Origin of the sequence: Roseovarius salinarum (assembly GCF_002834145.1) — a bacterium.
Classification (GTDB): Bacteria; Pseudomonadota; Alphaproteobacteria; order Rhodobacterales; family Rhodobacteraceae; genus Roseovarius; species Roseovarius salinarum.
This window is the reverse complement of the sequence record NZ_PHNT01000001.1, coordinates 410032-430910: the sequence shown is the minus strand read 5'-3', so window position 1 is coordinate 430910 and position 20879 is coordinate 410032. Positions and strand designations below refer to the sequence as shown.

Annotated in this window: 20 protein-coding genes; 5 read left to right on the top strand and 15 right to left on the bottom strand. The window is 69.9% G+C overall.

Annotated elements, in window-relative coordinates:
• The 3 genes from CEF10_RS02220 to CEF10_RS02210 all read right to left on the bottom strand — a co-directional run bounded on the left by CEF10_RS02220 (position 1) and on the right by CEF10_RS02210 (position 4673).
• Positions 1–2832, bottom strand: coding sequence for a peptidoglycan -binding protein (locus tag CEF10_RS02220; protein WP_101065712.1), 2832 nt, complete (start codon positions 2830–2832; stop codon positions 1–3).
• A gap of 3 nt (positions 2833–2835) precedes the next feature.
• Positions 2836–4074 carry a biopolymer transporter ExbB gene (locus CEF10_RS02215; RefSeq protein ID WP_101065711.1) on the bottom strand — a complete coding sequence of 413 codons (1239 nt, stop codon included), beginning with the start codon at positions 4072–4074 and terminating at the stop codon, positions 2836–2838.
• A 68-nt stretch (positions 4075–4142) separates the two neighbouring features.
• Positions 4143–4673, bottom strand: coding sequence for a gamma-glutamylcyclotransferase (locus CEF10_RS02210; RefSeq protein ID WP_101065710.1), 531 nt, complete (start codon positions 4671–4673; stop codon positions 4143–4145).
• Between the two features lie 67 nt (positions 4674–4740).
• On the opposite strand from CEF10_RS02210, the gene CEF10_RS02205 reads away from it, so the two are divergent.
• Positions 4741–5748, top strand: coding sequence for a DUF2125 domain-containing protein (locus CEF10_RS02205; protein ID WP_101065709.1), 1008 nt, complete (start codon positions 4741–4743; stop codon positions 5746–5748).
• Here CEF10_RS02205 and CEF10_RS02200 read toward each other — a convergent pair.
• The 9 genes from CEF10_RS02200 to CEF10_RS02160 form a co-directional block, all read right to left on the bottom strand.
• Positions 5745–6530, bottom strand: a complete 786-nt coding sequence (locus CEF10_RS02200; RefSeq protein WP_101065708.1) for an extensin-like domain-containing protein — start codon at positions 6528–6530, stop codon at positions 5745–5747. The genes CEF10_RS02205 and CEF10_RS02200 overlap by 4 nt on opposite strands.
• On the bottom strand, positions 6530–7447 hold the full coding sequence (locus CEF10_RS02195) for a prephenate/arogenate dehydrogenase family protein (RefSeq protein WP_101065707.1): 918 nt from the start codon (positions 7445–7447) through the stop codon (positions 6530–6532). Before CEF10_RS02195 ends, CEF10_RS02200 begins: the two co-directional genes overlap by 1 nt.
• Positions 7444–8529 carry a histidinol-phosphate transaminase gene (gene hisC, locus CEF10_RS02190; protein WP_101065706.1) on the bottom strand — a complete coding sequence of 362 codons (1086 nt, stop codon included), beginning with the start codon at positions 8527–8529 and terminating at the stop codon, positions 7444–7446. Before hisC ends, CEF10_RS02195 begins: the two co-directional genes overlap by 4 nt.
• 112 nt (positions 8530–8641) lie before the next feature.
• Positions 8642–9262 (bottom strand): 30S ribosomal protein S4, encoded by a 621-nt coding sequence (rpsD, locus tag CEF10_RS02185; protein WP_101065705.1) that lies wholly within the window; start codon positions 9260–9262, stop codon positions 8642–8644.
• 195 nt (positions 9263–9457) lie between these two features.
• Positions 9458–10522, bottom strand: a complete 1065-nt coding sequence (locus CEF10_RS02180; protein WP_101065704.1) for a Hint domain-containing protein — start codon at positions 10520–10522, stop codon at positions 9458–9460.
• Positions 10523–10645: 123 nt separating this feature from the next.
• On the bottom strand, positions 10646–11563 hold the full coding sequence (locus CEF10_RS02175) for a lipid A-modifier LpxR family protein (RefSeq protein WP_101065703.1): 918 nt from the start codon (positions 11561–11563) through the stop codon (positions 10646–10648).
• Positions 11564–11669: 106 nt separating this feature from the next.
• Positions 11670–12815 carry a M24 family metallopeptidase gene (locus tag CEF10_RS02170; protein ID WP_101065702.1) on the bottom strand — a complete coding sequence of 382 codons (1146 nt, stop codon included), beginning with the start codon at positions 12813–12815 and terminating at the stop codon, positions 11670–11672.
• Positions 12816–12848: 33 nt separating this feature from the next.
• Positions 12849–14255, bottom strand: a complete 1407-nt coding sequence (locus tag CEF10_RS02165) for an amidase (RefSeq protein ID WP_101065701.1) — start codon at positions 14253–14255, stop codon at positions 12849–12851.
• Positions 14252–14473, bottom strand: a complete 222-nt coding sequence (locus CEF10_RS02160) for a hypothetical protein (RefSeq protein ID WP_101066042.1) — start codon at positions 14471–14473, stop codon at positions 14252–14254. The genes CEF10_RS02165 and CEF10_RS02160 overlap by 4 nt, the downstream gene beginning before the upstream one ends.
• Positions 14474–14638: 165 nt before the next feature.
• Here CEF10_RS02160 and CEF10_RS02155 point away from each other — a divergent pair, with 165 nt between their 5' ends.
• Entirely contained in the window at positions 14639–15421 is a 783-nt protein-coding gene (locus CEF10_RS02155) for a maleate cis-trans isomerase family protein (protein ID WP_101065700.1), read from the top strand.
• Between the two features lie 27 nt (positions 15422–15448).
• On the opposite strand, the gene CEF10_RS02150 is transcribed toward CEF10_RS02155, so the two are convergent.
• On the bottom strand, positions 15449–16585 hold the full coding sequence (locus tag CEF10_RS02150) for a helix-turn-helix transcriptional regulator (protein WP_157932935.1): 1137 nt from the start codon (positions 16583–16585) through the stop codon (positions 15449–15451).
• 209 nt (positions 16586–16794) lie between these two features.
• Here CEF10_RS02150 and CEF10_RS02145 point away from each other — a divergent pair, with 209 nt between their 5' ends.
• The 3 genes from CEF10_RS02145 to CEF10_RS02135 all read left to right on the top strand — a co-directional run bounded on the left by CEF10_RS02145 (position 16795) and on the right by CEF10_RS02135 (position 19798).
• The gene (locus tag CEF10_RS02145; RefSeq protein WP_101065698.1) at positions 16795–17148 is read left to right on the top strand and encodes a hypothetical protein; all 354 of its coding nucleotides are present in this window, start codon (positions 16795–16797) and stop codon (positions 17146–17148) included.
• 44 nt (positions 17149–17192) lie between these two features.
• Positions 17193–17660, top strand: coding sequence for a DUF995 domain-containing protein (locus CEF10_RS02140; RefSeq protein WP_101065697.1), 468 nt, complete (start codon positions 17193–17195; stop codon positions 17658–17660).
• A 218-nt stretch (positions 17661–17878) separates the two neighbouring features.
• Positions 17879–19798, top strand: coding sequence for an elongation factor G (locus tag CEF10_RS02135; protein WP_101065696.1), 1920 nt, complete (start codon positions 17879–17881; stop codon positions 19796–19798).
• A 7-nt stretch (positions 19799–19805) separates the two neighbouring features.
• Here CEF10_RS02135 and CEF10_RS02130 read toward each other — a convergent pair whose 3' ends face one another.
• Both CEF10_RS02130 and CEF10_RS02125 read right to left on the bottom strand, forming a co-directional pair.
• Positions 19806–20387, bottom strand: a complete 582-nt coding sequence (locus CEF10_RS02130; RefSeq protein WP_101065695.1) for a GNAT family N-acetyltransferase — start codon at positions 20385–20387, stop codon at positions 19806–19808.
• Between the two features lie 19 nt (positions 20388–20406).
• Positions 20407–20877 carry an arsenate-mycothiol transferase ArsC gene (locus tag CEF10_RS02125; protein WP_101065694.1) on the bottom strand — a complete coding sequence of 157 codons (471 nt, stop codon included), beginning with the start codon at positions 20875–20877 and terminating at the stop codon, positions 20407–20409.
• Positions 20878–20879: the final 2 nt, after the last annotated feature.

Genomic DNA, 20879 nt, shown 5'->3' with positions numbered 1-20879 from the left:
TCACTTCTCGGTGAACTTGATCTCGATGCGGCGGTTCCGGGCGCGCGCCTCGGGCGTGTCAGCGGTGTCGATCGGCTGGTGCGAGCCGAAGCCCGTCGCCGCGAGCCGGTCGGGCGGCAGGCCCAGATCGTCGATCATGTATCGCACCACCGAAAGCGCCCGTGCCTGGCTGAGTTCCCAGTTGTCCTCGAACTCGGCGCCGGGCTTGACCTTCACGTTGTCGGTGTGCCCGTCCACGCGCAGCACCCAGTCGATGCCGTCGGGAATCTCGGGAATGACGTTGCGCAGCGTTTCGGCCACCCGCGCGATCTCGGCCTTGCCGTCGTCCGACAGTTCCGCCTCGCCGGGGGCGAACAGCACCTCGGAGGAAAACACGAAGCGGTCGCCCTCGATGCGCACGCCCTCCTGCTTGCCCAGGATGTCGCGCAGGCGCCCGAAGAACTCCGACCGGTACTTTTCGAGGTTCTCCTTCTGTGCCTCCAGCCGCTTGCGCTTTTCCTCCTCCAGTTGCCGGCGCTTGCGCTCCTCGGCAGCCACCCGCGCCAGCGCCGCGTTCAGGTCCTGCCCCAGAGACTGCAACTGCACCTCGGTGGCGGCCTCGCGCGCCTTGGCCTCGTCCAGCAGGCCCTGAAGCTCCTGCAGCTGTTCGCGCAGCGCCGCCACCTGCCGGTTGAGAAGCTCCTGCTCGAGCTGCGCGCGGTCGGTTTTCGCCTGCTGGCGCTCCAACCGCTCGCGCGCCTGCGCCAGAAGCGCATCCTTGCGCTCGGCCTCGCCGAGGGTCTTCTCGGCCTCCTCCTCGGCGGCCAGCTTCTCGGCCAGCGCGGCCGAGAGGCGCTCGCGGACTTCCTCGGCGGCGAGGTCCGACTCCTCCGCCGCGGCCAGCGCCTTGGCCAGACGCGACTTGGTCGCCGAAAGCTCATCGCGCAGCGAATCGATCTCGGTCTTCAAATCGGCGATCAGATCCGCGTTCTCGACCGCTTCGTTCTGGGCCGAAACCTTGGCCGCAAGCGCGGCGGCAAGACGTTCCTCGAGGCTCTGCTTGTCCTCGCTGAGATCGCCGCGCGTCTCGCGCAGCGCGGCCAGTTGCGCCTCGGCGGTTGCAAGGCGTTGTTCGAGGTCGGATTTCTCGGCGCTCAGGCTGTCGCGCGCGTCCCGCGTCTGCGCAAGCTGCGCCTCGGCGGCGGCAAGCCGTTCCTCCAGGGTGGCCTTCTCCGCGCTGAGCGTGCCGCGCGCCTGCCGGACCTCGGCCAGCTGCGCCTCGGCGGCGGCAAGACGGTCCTCGAGGCTGGCCTTCTCCCTGCTCAGTTCCGCGCCGGAGGCCTGCGCCTCGGACAGGCGGGATTCCAGCGCCGCGACCCGTTCTTCCAGCGTCGCCTTCTCCTCGCCCAGCGCTCCGCGTGCTTGCTGTTCCTCGGCAAGCCGGGCCTCCACGGCCGCGAGCCGGTCCTCGACGGTGGCCTTCTCCTCGGTCAGCTCCTGGCGGGCCTGCTGCGCCTCCTCGAGTTGCGCTTCCAGCGCGGTCAAGCGGTCCTCGAGGGTGGCGTTCTTCGTGCTCAGCGTGCTGCGTGCGGCGCGCGTTTCGGCCAGCTGTGCCTCCACCGCCGCCAGACGATCCTGAAGTGTCGCCTTTTCTTCGCCAAGATCGTCCCGCGCCGCCCGTGCTTGGGCCAGGTTCGCCTGCAGCGTGGCAAGGCGCTCCTCGAGGCTGGCCTTCTCGGCGGCGAAGTCCGCACGCGCCGCTTCCAGCTGCGATCGCGTTTCCTCGAGCGTCGCCTGTTTGTCCTCCAGCTCACCGGACAGCTCTGTCGTCCGTGCGGTTTTGGTATCCAGCTCGGCCAGCGCCTCGGCCAGCGCGGCCTCGACCGAACTGAGCTGCGAGGCGGTGATCTCCTGACCGCTTTCGGCCTTTTCGAGCTGCGTGCGCGTCCGCGCCAGCGCGGCCTCGGTTTCCTGCTGCGCCAACAGCGCCTCGGCCAGGCGTTCGTCGAGATCCTGCCGGGCGGCGCGCGCGGCGGCGAGCATGGTCAGCGTTTCCTCGGCGCGGCGGCGCTGTTCCTCGAGCGCCAGCGTCATCGCGGTCAGCTCCGCCTCGGCATCCTCCAGACGCTCGCGCAGCGCCTGCGCGGCCGCCGCCTCGGTCAGGCGGGCCCGTTCGGCCTCGCTCAGCTCGGCCTCGGTCTCGTCGAGGTTTTCCCGCAGGGCCGCCAGCGACTTGTCCTGTTCCTCGGTCTCGGTGCGCAGGTCGGCGACCAGGGCCTCCAACGCCTCGCGCCGGGCCGCGTTGAGCCGCGCGGCCTCCTGGCGGGCGTCGATCTCGTCGCGCAGGCTGGCCAGCGTGGTCCGCAGCGCCTCCTGCTGCGACAGGAGCTCCTCGCGCTCGCCTTCGAGGTCGGCGACCTGACCCCGCGCCGTGTCACGCTGGGCGATCAGGCTGGCAACCTGTTCCTCGAAGCTGGCGATGCGCCGTTGCGCGGTGTCCAGCGCCGCCTCTTGCTGCTTGCGTTCGGCCTGCAGGCTGGCGATGCGCGCGGCCTGGTCCTCGGCCCGGGCGCGCACGTCGCCCAGCGTGGCGCGCAACTCGCCCACCCGATCCTGAAGCGCCGCGTTCCGGTCCTGTTCCAGCCCCAGCGCGCGGGACAGCGCGGCGACCTCCGAGGACAGCTCGTCAAGCTCGGTTTCCTGGCCGCTGATCGTCTCGCTCTGGACGAACTGCACGACCATGAAAATCGTGAGCACGAACATCAGCACCAGCAGCAGGCCGGTCATCGCGTCCACGAAGCCGGGCCAGATCGATGCCTGGAACCGCTGCCCGGTGCGCCGCGACAGGGGCATCGGTCAGCTTTCCTCCCTGTTCTCGGGGGCCGGCGGCCGTGCCTTCCGGGCGGATCGCGCGCCGCCCTGGGCCTGTTGCTCCCGGGCTTGCGTCAGAATGCTGGAGAGCGCGGCGATGTCGGTGCGCAGTTCGCTCATCGTCTCCTGCCGGCCGGCACTGATTTCCTCGAGGATACGCAGCATCTGCACGTCGATCGAGCGCAGGCGCATCCGGCTTTCGGGGTCCAGCCCCTCGCCGGTGGTGCCCGGCTCGAGGTGGCGCAACTCGGCGATCATCTGCTCCTGCCCCTCGGCCAGCCGCGACAGGGACTCGTTGAGCCGGTCGTCGCCCGCCAGCCTTTCCGTCAGGCGTTCGACCGAGTCCGCCAGCACGCCCAGTTTCTCGTCCACCATCGCGCGGCTGACGTCGGACTGGGTGAGCATCATCTGGAGCGATTCCATCTGCTCACCCATGTGATCGACAACGCCGGCCAGCACGTTCTGTTCCACGCTGCCCTCGCCGTCGCCGGCCGAAAAGCCGACCCGCGTGATCGTCGACATCCATTCCTCGAGTTCGCGGTAGAACCGGTTCTGCCCGTGCCCGGCGAAGAGTTCCAGCAGCCCGACGACGAGCGAGCCTGCCAACCCCAGCAGAGACGAGGCAAAAGCCACGCCCATGCCGCCCAGCTGGTCCTCGAGCCCGGACATCAGCCGGTTGAACACCGCGACACCGCCCTCGCCCTCTTCGGGTGCGAGGCTGCGGATCGTGTCGACCACAGCCGGCACCGTCGTGGCCAGCCCGTAGAAGGTGCCCAGCAGGCCCAGGAAGATCAGCATGTTGGTGATGTAGCGCGTGATCTCGCGCGCCTCGTCAATGCGCTGGGCCACCGAATCCAGGATCGAGCGGGCCGAGCTCGAGGCGATCTGCATCCGCTTGCCGCGCTGGCGCAACAGCGTGGCCAGCGGCGCCAGCAGCTGCGGCGCCTTGGTCATCTCGTGGCCCGGCCGCTGCGCCGCGAAATCCTTGATCCACCGGACCGAGCCGACGAGTTGGAAGACCTGCCAGAAACAGGCGATCACGCCGATGGCGAAGACGAACAGGATGAACCCGTTGAGATAGGGGTTCGCCTCGAACACGGGCATGACCTGCGGCGCCGCCAGGAAGGCGCCGACGCCGGTCAGGCCCAGAACGATCAGCATCACGATGATCTGCCGGACGGGGCGGGAAAAGTGCGGCTCGACCTCACGGTCCGGATGGTCCATCTGGACGGCTCCCGGCACAGGTTCTTGTTGGCGGCACCCTACGCGCTGCGGCGCGTCAAGCCAAGTTCTTATGCGCAAAGGGCGCGGACGCGATCGACCAGCCAGTGCAGGTCGTCGTCCGCGATGCCCAGCTCGGCCAGATGGGCGACGGTGTTGAACAGGTACTCGGTGTTGGGCCCGCGTCCGCCGTGGGCGCGGGCGATGATCCGGGCCTGTTCCTCCAGCGGCAGGCCGCCGCAATACTGCTCGTGGCCGGGATCGACGACATAGGTGACCGCCTCGACCCGCCGCCCGTCAGCCAGCTCCACGGGCAGGACCTGCTCGAAATAGGCCGATGAGATCAGTTCGCGGTCGCGCAGGTAGGCCAGCACCGTGTCGCGTTCATGATCGCGCACGCCAAGCGCCACGCCGGGACACCCGGCCGCCCCGGACCGGTCCAACGCCAGCACGAGGCCGGGCACGTCGGGCGTTCCGCGGTGGTGGACGCTGCGCATGCAGAAGCTGCGGGTATATCCCGGCAGCGTGGCCAGCACCCGGTCCGCCGGTTCGAAACCCGGGTTCCAGACAAGCGAGCCGTAACCGAAGACCCAAAGCGTCATTTGCGGTGTTCCTTGTTGCGCGACGCCTGTAAACACCATCGCACAGGCAGGTTAAAGGGGGTGGGCCATGAAACGGCTGCTCATCGTGATCCTGGTCGCCGCGGCGGGGTGGTCGGCCTACTGGCTCATCGGCGCCAACCAGTTGCGCGCGGCCTACGCCGGCTGGTTCGAGGCGCGCCGCGCTGAAGGGTGGGCGGCCGACTACGGCACGCTGGAGGTCAACGGCTTTCCCAACCGCTTCGATACCGGTTTCACGGACCTTGCGCTGGCCGATCCGGACACGGGGCTGGCTTGGGAGGCGCCGTTCTTCCAGATCATGAAGCTGAGCTACCGGCCCAACCACGTGATCGCCGCGTGGCCCGAGCGCCAGCTTGTCGCCACGCCCCGGCGGAAATACCACCTGCAAAGCCGCGACATGCGTGCAAGCATGATCTTCGAACCCGAGACGCGGCTGCGCGTGCGCCGCGCGACGCTGACCGCCGAGGCGCTTGAAACGGCGCCGCAGGACATGGATGCGCCCACGCGCATGGAAGCACTGACGCTGGCCGCCGAACGGGTGCCGGCCGACGACGAGGCCAGCTATCGGCTGGGCCTGTCCGCCGACGGGCTTGCCCCGCCCCTGCCCTGGCGGCGGCGGATCGACCCGGCCGGCAGCCTGCCGGAACGGTTCGACGCCTTCTCGGCCGACCTGACCGTGACGTTCGACAAGCCCTGGGACCGCAGCGCCGTCGAGGATGCGCGCCCGCAGCCGCGCCGCATCAAGATCGCCCTGGCCGAGGCGCGCTGGGGGCGGCTCGAGCTGCAGGCCGCCGGAAGGTTGCAAGTGGACGCCGGCGGTGTGCCCGAGGGCAGCGTGACCGTGAAGGCCCGCAACTGGCGCGAGATCCTCGAAATGGCCGAAAGCGGCGGCGTCCTGTCGGAGGGCATGGCCGAAACATTGCGCGACGGGCTGGGCGTGGTCGCGCAGCTTGCGGGCAACCCGCGCACGCTTGACGTGCCGCTGACTTTCGCCGGCGGCCGCGTGAAGCTGGGGCCGGTGCCGCTGGGCCGCGCACCGCGCCTGCGGTTGCGCTAGCGGCAGTAGGCACCGCCGCGGTAACGCGCGGTGTCGAAATGGAAATGGTCACGGTGCCAGCGATCCGCCTCGGGGCCCAGAACCGTGCCGAAGGGGCCGCAGGCGGCCTTGTGCATCCGGCGCAGCGCGCGCCCCCGGCGCCCACGCTGCCAGTGATCCTCGACGGTGATCTCGCGGCCGTCGCGAAGCCGGATGCCCGCGATGTCGATCGCCCGGCCCTTGCCGTGCTCGGACACCTTCGCACCCGACTGGCCGTTGCGGGTTCTGCAGGCATAATGCGCCGCGACATCAAGGGCCGCGGCCTGTCCGTCAATGCGATCCACCGCGGGGCGCAGGCCGGTCTCGACCCAGTTCCCGAGGGCGCGGGCCGTGACGCAATCGACGACCGCCGGCCGGCTCAGGTGCACCCCGGCAACCGACCGAAGGCGCACCGCCCGGTCGATCCCGCAGCCGGGCTTGCGGCCCGGAACCGGACCCAGGCGTTCGCCCCGAAGCGCGGGGTCGCCGCAGATCGCGCCTACCGCGCTGGCCGCGCGGGTCCCGGGCGCGCGGCGCGGCAAGTCCGCCGGGCGGGCGCGCGGCCGAAGCGGCTTGACCCTCATGACGGCACGGGCGGGCGCAACCAAGGCGGAGGGGCGGACCACCGGGCGCAATGATCGCGACGGGCAGGCGCAGGCGGCGGCCGCGTCGGACCGTGCCACGGGGCGCGCCGAGGTCTCGGGCGCCTGCGCTGCCGCGGGCCCGGCGGCCCACAGCAGCACGGCGAGCCCCAGCGCGCGCATCAGCCCGGCCGCACCCGGCCGAAATCGGGCGCGTCGGTGTCCTGGCCGGCCTCGATGATGCCGCGGCGGATCGCGCGGGTGCGGGTGAAATAATCCTGCAGATGGGCACCGTCACCGGTGCGGATGGCGCGTTGCAGCGCGAACAGTTCCTCGGTGAACCGCCCCAGGATTTCCAGCGTCGCCTCCTTGTTCGAAAGGAAGACGTCGCGCCACATCACCGGGTCACTGGCCGCGATACGGGTGAAATCGCGGAAGCCCGCGGCGGAATACTTGATGACCTCGCTGTCGGTGACGCGGCGCAGGTCATCGGCCACGCCCACCATCGTGTAGGCGATCAGGTGCGGCGCGTGGCTGGTGACCGCAAGGACCAGATCGTGGTGATCGGCATCCATCTCGTCGGTATGCGCCCCCATGCCTTGCCAGAAACGTTCCAGCCGGGCGATGGCGTCGCGATCACTGCCGTTCTCGGGCACGATCAGGCACCAGCGGTTGTCGAACAGCTCGGCGAAGCCCGAGCGGGGCCCGGAATGCTCGGTGCCCGCCAGCGGGTGCGCGGGAACGAAGTGCACGCCCCGGGGGACATGCGGGCCGACCGCGTCGATCACCGCTTTCTTGACCGAGCCGACGTCACTTACGGTGGCCCCGGGGTCGAGGACGGGCGCGATCTCCGCGGCCACGGCGCCCATCGCGCCGACCGGCACGCAAAGCACCACCAGGTCGGCGCCCTCGGCTGCCTCTGCGGCGCTGTCGCAAACGCGGTCGCACAGCCCGATCTCGCGCGCGGTGTCGCGTGTTTCGGCCGAGCGGGCATGGCCCGTGACCTCGCCGGCGAGCCCTGCACGCTTGATGGCCCAGAACATCGACGAGGCGATCAAGCCCAGCCCGATCAGCGCCACGCGGTCGTAGACCCGGCTCATCGCGCGCCAGCCTTGAACTGGCCGATGGCGTGGGCCACCCGGCGGCACGAGGGTTCGTCACCCACCGAGATGCGCAGGCAATTGGGCAGCTTGTACCCCGCGACACGCCGGACAATCATGCCCTGCGACTTGAGGTAGTCGTCGCAAGCCTCGGCCTCCTCGGCGTCAGCGAAGCGGGCAAGCACGAAATTCGCCTTGGAGACATCCGAAGGCACACCGTGTTCGGCCAGGGCGTCGGCAAGCCAGGACCGCAGGCGCGTGTTGTTGGCGCGGCACTTCTCGGCCCAGGCGGTGTCACGCACGGCAGCGGCCGCGGTGACCTGCGCCGCGTGGCTGAGGTTGAACGGGCCGCGCACGCGGTTGAGAACGTCCCTGACGTGCCCCGGCATGTATCCCCAGCCCACGCGCAGCGCGCCAAGGCCATAAAGCTTCGAGAAGGTGCGCGTCATCACCACGTTCTCGCGCGCCTCGACAAGCGCCGCCGCTCCGTCATACCCCTCGACGTACTCGGCGTACGCCCCGTCGACCACCAGAAGCACGTGGTCCGGCAGGCCGCCGGCCAACCGCTCCAGCTCGCTCTCGCCGATCATCGTTCCGGTGGGGTTGTTGGGGTTGGCGATGAACACCAGCCGGGTGCGGTCGGTGCAGGCATCGATGATCGCGTCGACGTCGGTCACGCGGTCGCGCTCGGCCACCTCCACCGGCGTGGCGCCGTTCGAAAGCGCGCTGATCCGGTACATCGCGAAGCCGTGCTCGGTGTGGATCACCTCCGTGCCCGGCCCGGCGTAGGCCTGGCACAGAAGCGCAATGATCTCGTCGCTGCCCACGCCGCAGACGATGCGGCCGGAATCGAGGCCGTGAACCTCGGCGATGGCAGCGCGAAGCGCGGTGTGTGCCGTGTCGGGATAACGGTTCAGCCCGTAGGCGGCGCCGCGGAACGCCTCGATCGCGGGTTCGCCGGGACCGTAGGGGTTCTCGTTCGAGCTGAGCTTGACGACCTCCGTTCGCCCCGCGATCTGCGAGGCGCCCCCCTGGTAGGGCTCGATCTCCATGATGCCGGGCTGCGGCGTGATCTTGGGCATGTTCTGGCTCCTTCCGGGGATTCCTAGCCCCCTGTCCGGGGCTTGACCATCCCGAAATGAAAAGGACCGCGGCGGTTCCCCCGTCGCGGCCCCTTGCAGATATGTCCGAGGGTCAGTTCTGTGCGTAGAACTCGATGACGAGGTTGGGTTCCATCATCACCGGATAGGGCACGTCGCTCAGGGCCGGTGTGCGCACGAACCTCGCCGTCATCTTGCTGTGATCCGCCTCGATGTAGTCGGGCACGTCGCGTTCGGGCAGCTGCACCGCCTCGAGCACGGAGGCCAACTGCTTGGAGCGGTCGCGCACCTCGATCACGTCGCCTTCCTTGACGCGGTAGGAGGGGATGTTGACCTTCTTGCCGTTCACCCGGACGTGGGCGTGGTTCACGAACTGGCGCGCGGCGAAAATCGTCGGCACGAACTTGGCGCGGTAGACGACGGTGTCCAGCCGGCGTTCAAGCAGGCCGATCAGGATCTCGCCGGTGTCGCCGCGAACGCGCTCGGCCTCGGAGTAGATGCGGCGGAACTGTTTCTCGGTCAGGTCGCCGTAGTAGCCCTTGAGCTTCTGCTTGGCGCGAAGCTGCAGGCCGAAGTCGCTCATCTTGCCCTTGCGGCGCTGGCCGTGCTGGCCGGGGGCGTATTCGCGGCGGTTGACGGGGGATTTGGGGCGCCCCCAGATGTTTTCGCCCATGCGGCGGTCGATCTTGTACTTGGCAGACGTGCGTTTGGTCACGGCTGGTCTCCTTCCGGGTTCAGAAGGGCGTTGTCCTCTGGCTCTGATCCGGCGTTTCCGGGGCCCGACAGGCATCCCCTTGCGGGGGCCACCAACACCAATGAAGCCGCGCTTATACAGGTGCACGGAACAGTGTCAACCGGCCTGGCAGACACCTGGCCGGCTGCGCATCAACGGTGCCGGCCCCCGCCTGCGTCAGGCCGCCTCGTGTGCGAGGATCGCCGCCTCCGACCGGCTCAGGTTGCGCCGTGCGAACCCGCCATAGGTGTGCGGCTCGTGCGCCAGCTGCGGGTGCAGGGCCAGCAACCGGTCGCGATCGGCCTGGTCCAGGGTGGAAAGCGCGGCGCTCGCGGGGTGGAAGCTTTCGGTCTCGACCCCGTTGGCCCACAGCACCTCGTGCCGGTCGAGCAGCAGGTGGATATAGGTCACCTCGCGCACCGCGGTGTCGAACGCGACCGCCTCGTGTCCGAGCAGGTCGCGCGCCGCGACCAAGACCTCGGGCGTGTTGAACAGGGCCCTCGCGACCTGCCCCTGAACGACCATCCTGTGCCCGGGCGAGACCAGAAGCTCGCTGTCCGGCCGGTCCATGCCCAGCGCGCCGGGACGGATGCGCACCGGCCGCAGCGCGGGCATGGCGAACAGACGCGCACCCGTCATGCGGCGGCTGCCGATCCAGCGGATGGCCTGGGCGCCGCTGTCCTTCGTCTGCACGCGGTCGCCCTCGGCCAGCGTTTCCACCTTGCGGGGGCCCTCGGGCGTGTCGATGCGCGTGCCCGGCGTGAAACAGATCACCCCGCCGCTCGCCGGTCCGGTGGCGGCTGCCGCCGCACCCTCGAGCGTGTGGTGCACGACCCAAAGGTCGGTGTCCCGCGGCGGCATTTCGTCCACGAACATCAGCAGCGGCGGCGTTTCGGCGCCCACCTCGATCAGCGTCACGGTGTAGCTTCGAAGGCCGTCGGTGACGACGAAGCTGCTGTCCATCAACGGTTCATCGATCTCGATCTGCGCGAGGTTGCGGTTGCCGGTGACCGCCGCACCCACCAGTCGGCGCAAGACGCGTGCCGCGCGCTTGCGGATATTGGATTCTCCGTCCGCCTCTTCCAGTCGCAGGATTTCACCCGGGCCGTCGACCCGCACGGGCTCGCCGGTCCAGGACCACGCCGCGCCCACGTCAAGCGATGGCACTGGCGCGCCCTTGAATCCGTCCACTTCCGTCTGCGACCAGGAGATGACGAACGTGCCACGAAAGCCCGTTCTCATTGCCTGCCTGCCTCATTTTCATTTTTTATGTCTTGATACTAGCAGACGCGAATCGGTCTGGGAAGCCCGCGGGCCACACCCGTGGGCGGACTGTCCGAAAGGACAGCCCCGCCAGCGGCCGCTTCAGAACGGTATGGTCAGGCGCAACGAGCCTGTCAGTTGGCCTTCGCCTTGCCCGCGGAACTCCTTGCCCAGCCAGGTCAGCCCGTAGAACAGGCCGCGCCCCTTCCTGCCCTGCATGAAGACGCCCGCGCGCATCCGCGATCGCGTATCCCGCGCCCGCAGGCCGGCAGCCGCGGGCAGAAGCGCGCTGTCGTGCACGCGCGCCACGTCCCCGCCCAGCACGAACGAGGTGCCGCGCCGGGGCTGGCGGATCACCCGGTAACGGTGGCCGGTCACCGGCGCGCGCACCAGAAACTCTCCCCGCCCCACATCGCCGATGGTCATATCGGCACCGGCACGCACCAGCGTCTCGAGGCCCGCGCGCACCTCGACGAAGGGGCGCAGCCGCGCGTTGCCCCCCAGGTCGAGGTCACGACCCATTTCCAGCACCAGAGTGGGGTGGAACTCACTCCCGATCTGGGTGTTGCGCACGGCTGCAGAGGGTTCGTCGGCCCCGACCAGCCCGTGGATCGCCGCGTGAATGTCATCCAGCCCGGTCTGCTTGCCGGTGGCCACCATGTCGCCGCCCAGCGACACCTGCGTCTCGCCCCAGCGGTGATGCGTGTGAAGCCCCAGCGACGACGCGCCCGCGAAGGGCCTGTCGCCCGGCGCCGGGGTGACGACGTTGTCGGGCGCGGTGACGCGCGCGTTGAAGCGCAGTTCAAGCAACCGGCCCGGTGCCGTGGGCAATTGCCCCGCCCAGCCCGGCCCCCAGGCCCGGCTGGAGGCGTAGGAGCCCGTCTGCCATCTGTCCTCGCCGTCGCCGAAGACATCGTTCGTGGACAGCCGGCCATAGCCCAGTCGCTGCCGCTCTTCCGCGGCGCCCACGGTCGTCGTGACAACGAAAACACAGAGCGCGGCGGCCAGGGTCCGGATCATCACGCAAGTCCTGCCTTGTGCCCCCCCAGGCACATGGCCGACCTAGCGGCGAATCTGGCCGATCACCAGACCGGATTGGGGAAATTGCAGGGCAGGTGCCGCGCCCTCAGGGACGCAGGTGCGGCCCCGGCGGCGTGTCGTTGAGCACCTCCGCCCCGTCCGCGCCCAGCAGGACGGTGTTCGAGACGAAGAAATTGCCGCGACCGGTCTCGGTGAACCACGACATCAGGTGAAACGTCATGCCTTCGCGGATTTCCATCGGCGAATCGTGGCGCAGCCCGCTGACGCGGGGTCCGCCCGTCCACGACGGCGGGAAACCGATGCCCACCTGGTAGCCGCAGTGATGCCGGCGATAGCCGGGCATCCCGGCATCATCCACCACCGCCTGCCACGCGGCATAGACGTCGCGCGCCCGCGCGCCCGGCGTGAGCGCGGCCAGCGCAGCGTCGAAGGCGCGTTGGCTCAGCTCGGCCATCTCCGCGTCGGCATCGGGGACGGAGCCGATGTGCACCAGCCGGCCCATCGGCGCGTTGTAGCGCGCCACGCAGCCCGCGACCTCGAGAAATACGGCGTCGCGGTGCACCCCGTCGCCCCATGACGTGTGCTCCTCGGCCATGCGGCGGGCAGGCCGCAGGAACGGGCCGAACCCGGGCGGCGTGGCCCCGGCCCGCGTCATCCCGGCCAGGCATTCGGCAGCGACATCAGCCTCGCGCGCACCGTCGTGGATGGCTGCGATGGCGGCCTGCGTGCCGGCATCGGCGGTCTTTGCCGCCTGCCGGATCAACGCCTGTTCCTGCGCCGACTTCACGAAGCGCATCTCGTCGACCAGCGCGGTGGCGTCCTGCCAGCGGCCGGCGTCGATGCCGTCCATCAGCCGGGCACCCAGTGCATGGGACAGCCCCGGCGACCAGCCCTCGTATCCCACGACCTTGCCCGCGCACCGCCCCGCCAGGTGGCGGACGACCGCGTCGGCGGCGGTTTCCGAATCGCTGTGGCCGATGAAATCGGCGTTTCGCACCATGTTGCGGATCGCCACCCGCTCCATCTCGCGCGTCACAAGCACGAGCGCGCCCTCCGCAGGCACGATCAGCACGTGCGGCGCGAAATACCCCCAGTGGTCGAGCCCGACGAGGTAGAAGATGTTTTCCGGCGACGACAGCAGCAGCATGTCGAGGCCCCGCTCGCCCATGCGGGTGCGCACGGCGGACACGCGACGGGCCAGCTCGGCATCGGTGAAGGGGTTGCTGTGCATGCGACGGACCTTTCTGCGGGGTTTGCGCCCGGCTCAGACAGACGGTGGCGGCACCTGGACGCCGGGCGCCCGCGCGAGGGCGCCCGCCACGCGCAGCAGCCCGGCCTCGTCGAAATGGCGCCCGACCAGCTGCACCCCCATGGGCAGGCCGCTGCCGTGCAGGCCCGCGGGCATCGTGATGGCGGGATGGCCGGTCATGTTGAAGAAGCTGGTGTATCGGGTGATCGCGTTGCCGGCCGGCTCCGTCACCCCGGCGGTCGTCACCTCGACCGCGCCGACGGGGGGCGCGACGGCCGGCGCGGCCGGGGTCAGCAGCACGTCGACCCGGGCGAGCGCGTGGTCCACGCCGTCGCGGTAGCGGGTCACCATCCGCTTGGCCCTGACGTAATGTTCGGCAAGCAGGTTCTGGCCCAGCGCCAGCCCGGCGCGGAAATCGGCACCGTAGAGGGCGCCGCGGTCTTCCAGCCACCGCATGTGATAGCTCAGCGCCTCGGGCATCTGGATGGTCAACGACACGGTGCGCGCGTGCGCCATGTCGGGCAGGGTCACGTCGCGCAACGCCGCGCCGCGGGCTTCCAGCTGCCCGGCCGCCGCTTCGGCCGCGCGCAGGATCTCGGGATCGGCGCCCTCGAAGAAGTAGTCGCGCGGCAGGCCGATGGTCACGCCCGACAGGTCGTCGCCTGCCTGCGCCGCGGCGGCATAGTCGGACACCGACGCCTGCGCGCAGCCCGGATCACCCGGGTCGGGCACCGCGATCGCGCCCAGGACGAGGCCCGCGTCCTCCACCGTGCGCGCCAGGATGCCCACATGGTCGAGCGACCAGCAATAGGGGATCATGCCGCGCACCGAAACGCGCCCGTAGGTGGGCTTGAGCCCGACCAGCCCGGTCAGGGCGGCAGGCGCGCGGACAGACCCGCCGGTGTCGGTGCCCAGCGCGAAGGGCACAAGCCCCCAGGCGACCGCCGCGGCCGATCCGCTGGAGGAGCCGCCGGCCAGCCTCGAAGGATCGTAGGGATTCACCGGCGTGCCGAAAACCGGGTTCTCGCCCGTGGCGCCATAGGCGAATTCGTGAAGGTTGAGCTTGCCCAGCGCGACACCCCCCGCCTCGGCCAGGCAGGTGACGGCATGCGCGTCCGCTTGGGCGATGTTGTCGTGCAAAACGCGCGAGCCGGCGGTCGTGCGCACGCCGTGCATGTCGAACACGTCCTTCACGGCGAAGGGCACGCCGTGCAGCGGCCCGCCACCCCCCCTTCGGTCAAGCGCCGCGGCGCGGGCCAGCGCGGCATCGGCCGTGACCTCGATGAAGGCACGCGCCTTGCCGTCCAGCGCCTCGATCCGGTCGAGGCAGGCGCCGGTGACGGCCGAGGCCGTCACCTCGCCGCCGGCAATGGCGCGTGCCAGCCGCGCGGCGGGCGTGCGCAGGATCTCTGCCGGGGTCATGGATCGCCCCCCTGCACGGGCACCCCTTGCGCAGGCGGCGTGGCACCGAGATCGATCCGGCGCAACGTCTCGAGTTGCGCCATCAAGGTGGCATAGCCGGTGATGATCCCGTATTTCGGCTCGACAAGCTCGCGCAGCTCGGCGTCGGCGAACGCGTGCGCCGCGCTCGATGCCCGCAGCTCCTGGAAGGTGGTCAGCTTCGGCGGTTCGAGGGTCATGGGCATCCGCTCCTTTCGCCTCCGATGCTCGGCGCCCGAGGGCACCGCGCCTGTTCCACCGGCGGCACCTTGGCGCCAATGACCGACACGTTTGCGGCATCCGGGCGATTGCCGCCACGCGGCGATGCCCCTAGGCTGTTGCACGACACCCGGCGGGAGCGAGACATGGATACCCTTCGCGATCCATCCGATGACACGCACACAGGTATCCTCGACACCGTGCGCTTCGACGAGGGCCGCCACGGCCGCGCGCGGATCGGCTTCGTGCTCATTCCCAACGAGCAGACGGTCGAGGAAGACATGATGCGCAACATGCCTCCGGGCGTGGGGGCATTCTTCGCCCGCGCCGAGATGCCGCGCGAGATCAGCACCGACAGCCTCGCGCAACTGCGCGGATCCCTGGCGGGGGCCGCCGCGCGAATCCTGCCCGACGACGGCTTGGACGTCATCTGCTTCGCCTGCACATCGGGCACCGTTGCGGTGGGCGAGGACGCCTCCTGCGCCGAACTGGTCAAGGGTGCGCCCGGCGCGGCGCCGGCAACGCTGGCCGGGGCGGTGCGCAAGGCCCTGACGGCCCTCGACGTGCACCGCATCGTGCTGGGCTCGCCCTACCTGCCCGAGCTCAACGACACCATGGTGCGCTACCTCGACGGCGCGGGTTTCGAGGTACTGGACGCCCACGGCATGGGGTTGTCCTACGATACCGAGATGGTCCGCGTGGCGCCCGGGTACCTGGTGGATTACGCCCGGGCCATCGACCGGCCCGAGGCCGAGGCCGTGCTTCTGAGCTGCGGGGCCCTGCGCAGCATCGAGGTCGTGGACGAGATCGAGCAACGCCTCGGCAAACCGGTGGTCTGTTCCAACCAGGCGATGTTGTGGGACTGCCTGCGCCTGGCCGGGGTCGACGACCGCCCGGCCGGCCTTGGCCGGCTGCTGCGCGAGCACTGACCGGCCGGCGTCGCAAATGCGGGCAGGTCAAGCGCGCGGGCCGTCGCGCGAGGCAAGCACCACGCGCACGAGGTCGGCCTGTCGCCGCGCTCCGCATTTCGCCATCGCGGCCTTGAGTTGGTTGCGCGTTGTGTGTCGGCTGACGCCCCGTTGCTGGGCAAGGCCCGCCACGCTCCAGCCATCGGTGATGCGCTCGGCCACCTCGGCCTCCGTCGGGGTCATGCCATAGAGGTCGCACAACGGGGCCCGCCCTGCCCCTTGGCCCTGCACGCCACCCAGACACACGAGCAGGCACGGCGCGTTCACGTCACACAGGGGGCCAAGTGCCCCCGCGGCGCCGGCCCCGGTCTGAAAGGGCAGGATGCGGCAGCCCAGACGGTGCGCCCCGTTCCCGGCGGCCACGGCGAATCTGGCAGGCGACAAGGGCGCACCGGCACGCAGATCGGCGCAGGCGCTGTTGAACGCGGCGTCCGCGCGCCGCTCGCAAAACGACAGGCGGTTCCGGCCGTCGAACCGGACGACGCCGCCCTCCGACAGCATCCGCTGCGCCGGCGCCGAGGCGTAGAGGATGTGCGCCCGCCAGTCGACAAGGATCAGCGCCGGCTCCCCGTGGCCGGCCGCGTCAGCCGCGGCGGCCTCCAGCCGCCGCCCGGCCACTTGGCGGCTGATCTCGAAGGCCTGCGCGAGGTGCGGGCGCAGCAACCCGCAAAGCGCCAGCCAGTCGGCCTCGTGGCGGTCGGCATCGCGGGCGCGGATGTTGGCGCCCAGCATCACCGTCCGGTGGTCATCGCGAAATAGCACCAGCCCCCCTCCGCACCGGATATCGCCCTGTGGACGCACCCAGTCGTTGTAGAACTCGGTGCGGGCCATTGCGTCGGCGGGGCACATCTCGGCGGCGCTCAGCACACTGCCCTCGGGCGCCGACAGCATCGCCGGAACCCAGGGATTGATGGCGCCGAAATGATCGGCATATGCCGTCAGGAAATCGGGGTCATACCCGCAGGTGACCATGCCGATGTTCAACCCGCTCGTCGCATCGTGGCCGAACAGCTGCGTCTTGATCCCGCCACCGCCGCGGTGCAACGCATCGACGACGTCCTGCCAGCGACCGGGGTCCACGCCAGCGGCGTAGATCCGCGTGACGACGTCCGAAAATGCTGCCACGTCCCGAAGCGCCCGCACCCTGAACCCCCCGCCAGATCGTCCGCTTACGGTAGCATCCGTCGCGCCATGCGTCGATCCATGCCCGCCGCGGCATGGCCCAAATGGGTCATGACGCCCGCCTGTACCGCCCCTAGCGTGATGCCGTTTCCCGCACGGCCGGACCGGGCCACGCGGAACACCGCGCGCAACAGCAACAGGAGATCCCGCGCATGAAAAAAGGAAAATGGGCCATCACCGCCACCGTCACGATGCTGCTGGCCGGATGCATGTCGCAACAGTCCGATGCGCCGGCCGGGGCCATCGAGAGCCGAATCGTGGATCGGACCCTCGTCGCGGACAGGGGCTTTTCCATCATCCCGCACAGCGGCGGCCGGCTCAGCGGCAAGATCGAGAACGGCGGGGTGATCGCCGGCACATGGGACATCCGCGACGGGCGATGGTGCCGCATGCTTACCAAGCCGGAAAACCAGGCCGGGCGCAAGTGCCAGGACATCACGATGGCCGGCGACACGGTGACCGTCACTTCGCGGGACGGCACCGTCACCCGGTTGACGATCCAGTGACGCGCAATCTTACCGCGCCCCCAGCCAAGCAAGGAGGTTTCAACATGACCAGGCAGACAGTCGTCCTGACCACCGCGGCGGCCCTTCTCGCCGGCGCGGCATACGCCGGCGGCAAGCCATCGGGCGCGACCCCGACGGACCCGCAGAAAATATACCGTCTGTTCGCGGGCAAGACGTCGAACTGGGACAGCGGCGGCCACGCCTACTGGGGCCCCGACGGCACCTACCGGGGCATCGGGGAGACGGGTGTCGGCGTCGGGAGTGGCAAATGGTATGTCACCACTGCCAGCAAGATGTGCCACGAAAGCACCTGGCACTGGGCCGAGGACGGCCGGCGCAAGTCCAAATCGGGCAAATGGTGCTGGGAGTTCGCCACGGCCCCCGATGGCACCATCTTCGAGCGTTTCCTGACGAAGAACACCGACTGGGTGCCGCACCGTCGCGACAAGCAGGTCCGCGGCGACACCCAGGCCCGCCGGCACAAGGCGATCAGCCGGCAGCTGGGTCTTTGACGCGCCCGCGCCGCCGTTGCCGATCCACGGCTTGACGGCGGCGCACGGCGTGCCCGACACTGGACGGCGACCTGCACCGCCGGACACCGGCAAAGAACCGGTGACCGCCGGCCGCGGGCGGCAGGTTCCGGATCAGGCCGGTGGCGGCGCGCCCGCCGCGCCTTGTCCTGTCGGGCGGATGCGCGTTTCGCGCGCATGGCACCAGGGAGGACACACGGATGCGGGTATTCACGGTTCTGGGACCGTCGCAATCGGGCAAGAGTACCCTTGTCGACGGGCTGACGCAGCTCGAGTCACAGCGGCCGACGACACTGGACGTGCGCGACACCGCGCGCGTGACGACCTTCGGCGTCATGGGCGACGACTGGACGGCGATCGACATCGCCGGCGGCGCGGACAACCTCGCCCCGGCGGGGCCGGCGCTGGCGGCCAGCGACGCGGCCGTGCTTTGCGTTCCGGCGGACGCCGAGGCGGCGGTGCTGGCCGCGCCCTATTTCCGCCTGATCGAGGAGGCCGGCATCCCCTGCTTCCTCTTCATCAACAGGGTCGACGCGGCGAGCGACCGGGTCAGCGAAATCGTGGCGGCCCTCCAGGTTTATTGCCGCCACGGCATCATCCTGCGGCAGGTTCCGCTGCGAAAGCAGGGCGAGATCGTGGGCGCGGTCGACCTGATCTCGGAACGCGCCTGGCAATACCGGGAAGGCAAGCCCTCGGCCCTGGTCGAGCTGCCGGACGACATGTTGCCGCGGGAACAGGAGGCCCGGACCGAACTTCTTGAATCGCTGGCCGATTTCGATGACGCGCTTCTGGAACAGCTGATCCAGGACCAGCAGCCGCTGGCACAGGCGGTCTACGACGTGGCCTCGCGCGTGTTGCAGCGCCATGACCTCGTGCCGGCCCTGCTGGGATCGGCCGAGCATCGCAACGGCATGCTTCGGCTCATGAAATCCCTTCGCCACGAGGCCCCCGACCATACCGTCGCGCGCGACCGGCTGGCCGACGCGGGCGCGCCGGTGGCGGTTGCGGCCGTGGGCGATCACGTCAAGCATCTTGGCAAGACAATGGTGGTCCGTGCCTTCGGCGACGGCGTGGCCAACGGAAAGAAACTGGCCGGCGAGGCGGTGGGCAGCATCACCGCCATCGATGCCAGGACACCCATGCCCGCGCTGGAGCCCGGCGACATCGGCCTGACGGTCAAGACCGACCACCTCGACATCGGGGCGTTCTACGAAACCCGCAGGGCGACGCCGCTGCCCGACTGGGCCACGGCGCATCCGCCGCCCCATCGCCGCATCATCAAACCGGTGCGCGAGCGCGACGAGGCGCGGCTTTCGAGCGCGCTGGAACGGCTGACCGAGATCGACGCCGGCATCGCCGTCGAACAGGAGGGCCGGACCGGCCACCCGGTGATCTGCGCCCAGGGCCCGCTGCATTTCCGGCATGTGCTGGCGCGCCTGTCGGACGCCTTCGGAATCGACGTCGAGGAGGAACCGGTCCCCCCGGCCTTTCGGGAAACCATTCGTGGCAAGATCGCCCGCCACCATCGCCACCGCAAGCAGTCGGGCGGCGCAGGGCAGTTCGCGGACGTCCACATCGAGGCGGCGCCGCAACCGCGCGGCAGCGGCTTCCGCTTCGAGGACCGGATCAAGGGCGGCGCGATCCCGCGCAATTTCATCCCCGCCGTGGAGGCCGGGATCGAGGAGGCGCTTCTCGAAGGCCCGGGCGGTCACCCGGTCGTGGACGTCGGCGTGACGCTGCTGGACGGCAAGCACCACTCCGTCGACAGTTCCGACCATGCCTTCCGCACCGCGGGCAAGAACGCGATGAAGGAGGCGCTGGCCGAGGCGGGAACGCTGACGCTGCAACCCATCGCGCAGGTCACGATCCACGTGCCCTCGGTCTTCGCCGGGCAGCTCGTGCCGGTGGTGTCGGGCCTGAAGGGACAGGTCATGGGGTTCGAGGCGCACCCCGAGGCCGCCGGCTGGGACGTGTTCCGCGCCCTGCTGCCGATGTCCGGGATGGACGCGCTGCTCAACGCCCTGGCGAGCACGGCGCGCGGCACCGCGTGGCTGACGTCCCGCTTCGACCACTACGAGGAGACGCGCAGCGACGCCGGACACGGGATCCCCGCCTCGTGATGCACCGTCAGAGGCGGCGCATCCAGAACTGCAGCGGGTGGTCCGTTTCCCCGGGCCGGTCGATGTCCTTCCAGCGAAAGTGCGCCACCGCGCCGGGCAGCGGCGCGTAGCCGCGTTTGCGCCAGAACGGATCGAGCGGCGCGTAATCCGCTGGCCTGAGGGGGTGATCGCCGGGCCGCACGATGCCGCAAAAGGCGCTGTAGCCGCGCCCGAGCTCCCGCGCGTGCGCCTCGCGCAGGTCGAAGAACCGGTGCCCGATCCCCCGCCCGCGGTACTCGGGCAGCAGCACGCTCTCGGCACAATAGAAGATGTCGTGCAGGTCGATGCCCTGCCCGTCGAAGGCGGCGGCGAAATCCTCGGCGTGGTCCTCCATCGGCGTGCCGGTGGCGGCGCCCACCAGCCGGTCACCGTCGTAGGCGCCCACGAGGATCGCGTTCTCGCTGTCGCGGTAGGTCTGCAGGTAGGCGCGTTCATAGGCCGCGTCGCCGTCGTAGAGGTAGGGCCAGTCGCGGAACACCGCGATCCGCAGCCGTGCCACGTCGTCCAGCGCATCGGCCAGCGCCTGCCCGGTCAGGCGGTCCACCCGCATCACGCCCTCCTGTCGTCCGTCATGTGTCCGCGTCCCCCGTCTCCGGTTCGCCCCAGCGGTCAATGATGCGCGCGACGATCTGGTCGCGGGTCTGGCGATAAGCGGCGAGCTTTTCCTCGCGCCCCTCGCCCAGCCCGCTGGGATCCATGATCGGCCAGTACTCGACCTCGAGGTGAAACAGCCGCGTCAGGTCCAGCGCGCGGCGCTGGCTGGCCGGCGACAGCGCCACGACAAGGTCGAACGACGACAGGTCGTCGCCCCATTCCTCCATCTCGTCGAACGAGCGCGAGCGGTGACGTTCGAGTTCAACGCCGATCTCGGCGCAGACGGCGACGGAAAACCCGTCGATCTCCTGGTCGTTCTTGACGCCCACCGACTGCACGTAGGTATCGCTGCCGTGGAACTTCTTCATGATGCCCTCGGCCATCGGAGAGCGGACGGCGTTGTGATCGCAACAGAAAAGGACCGACTGGGGAAGGTCCGCCGACATCG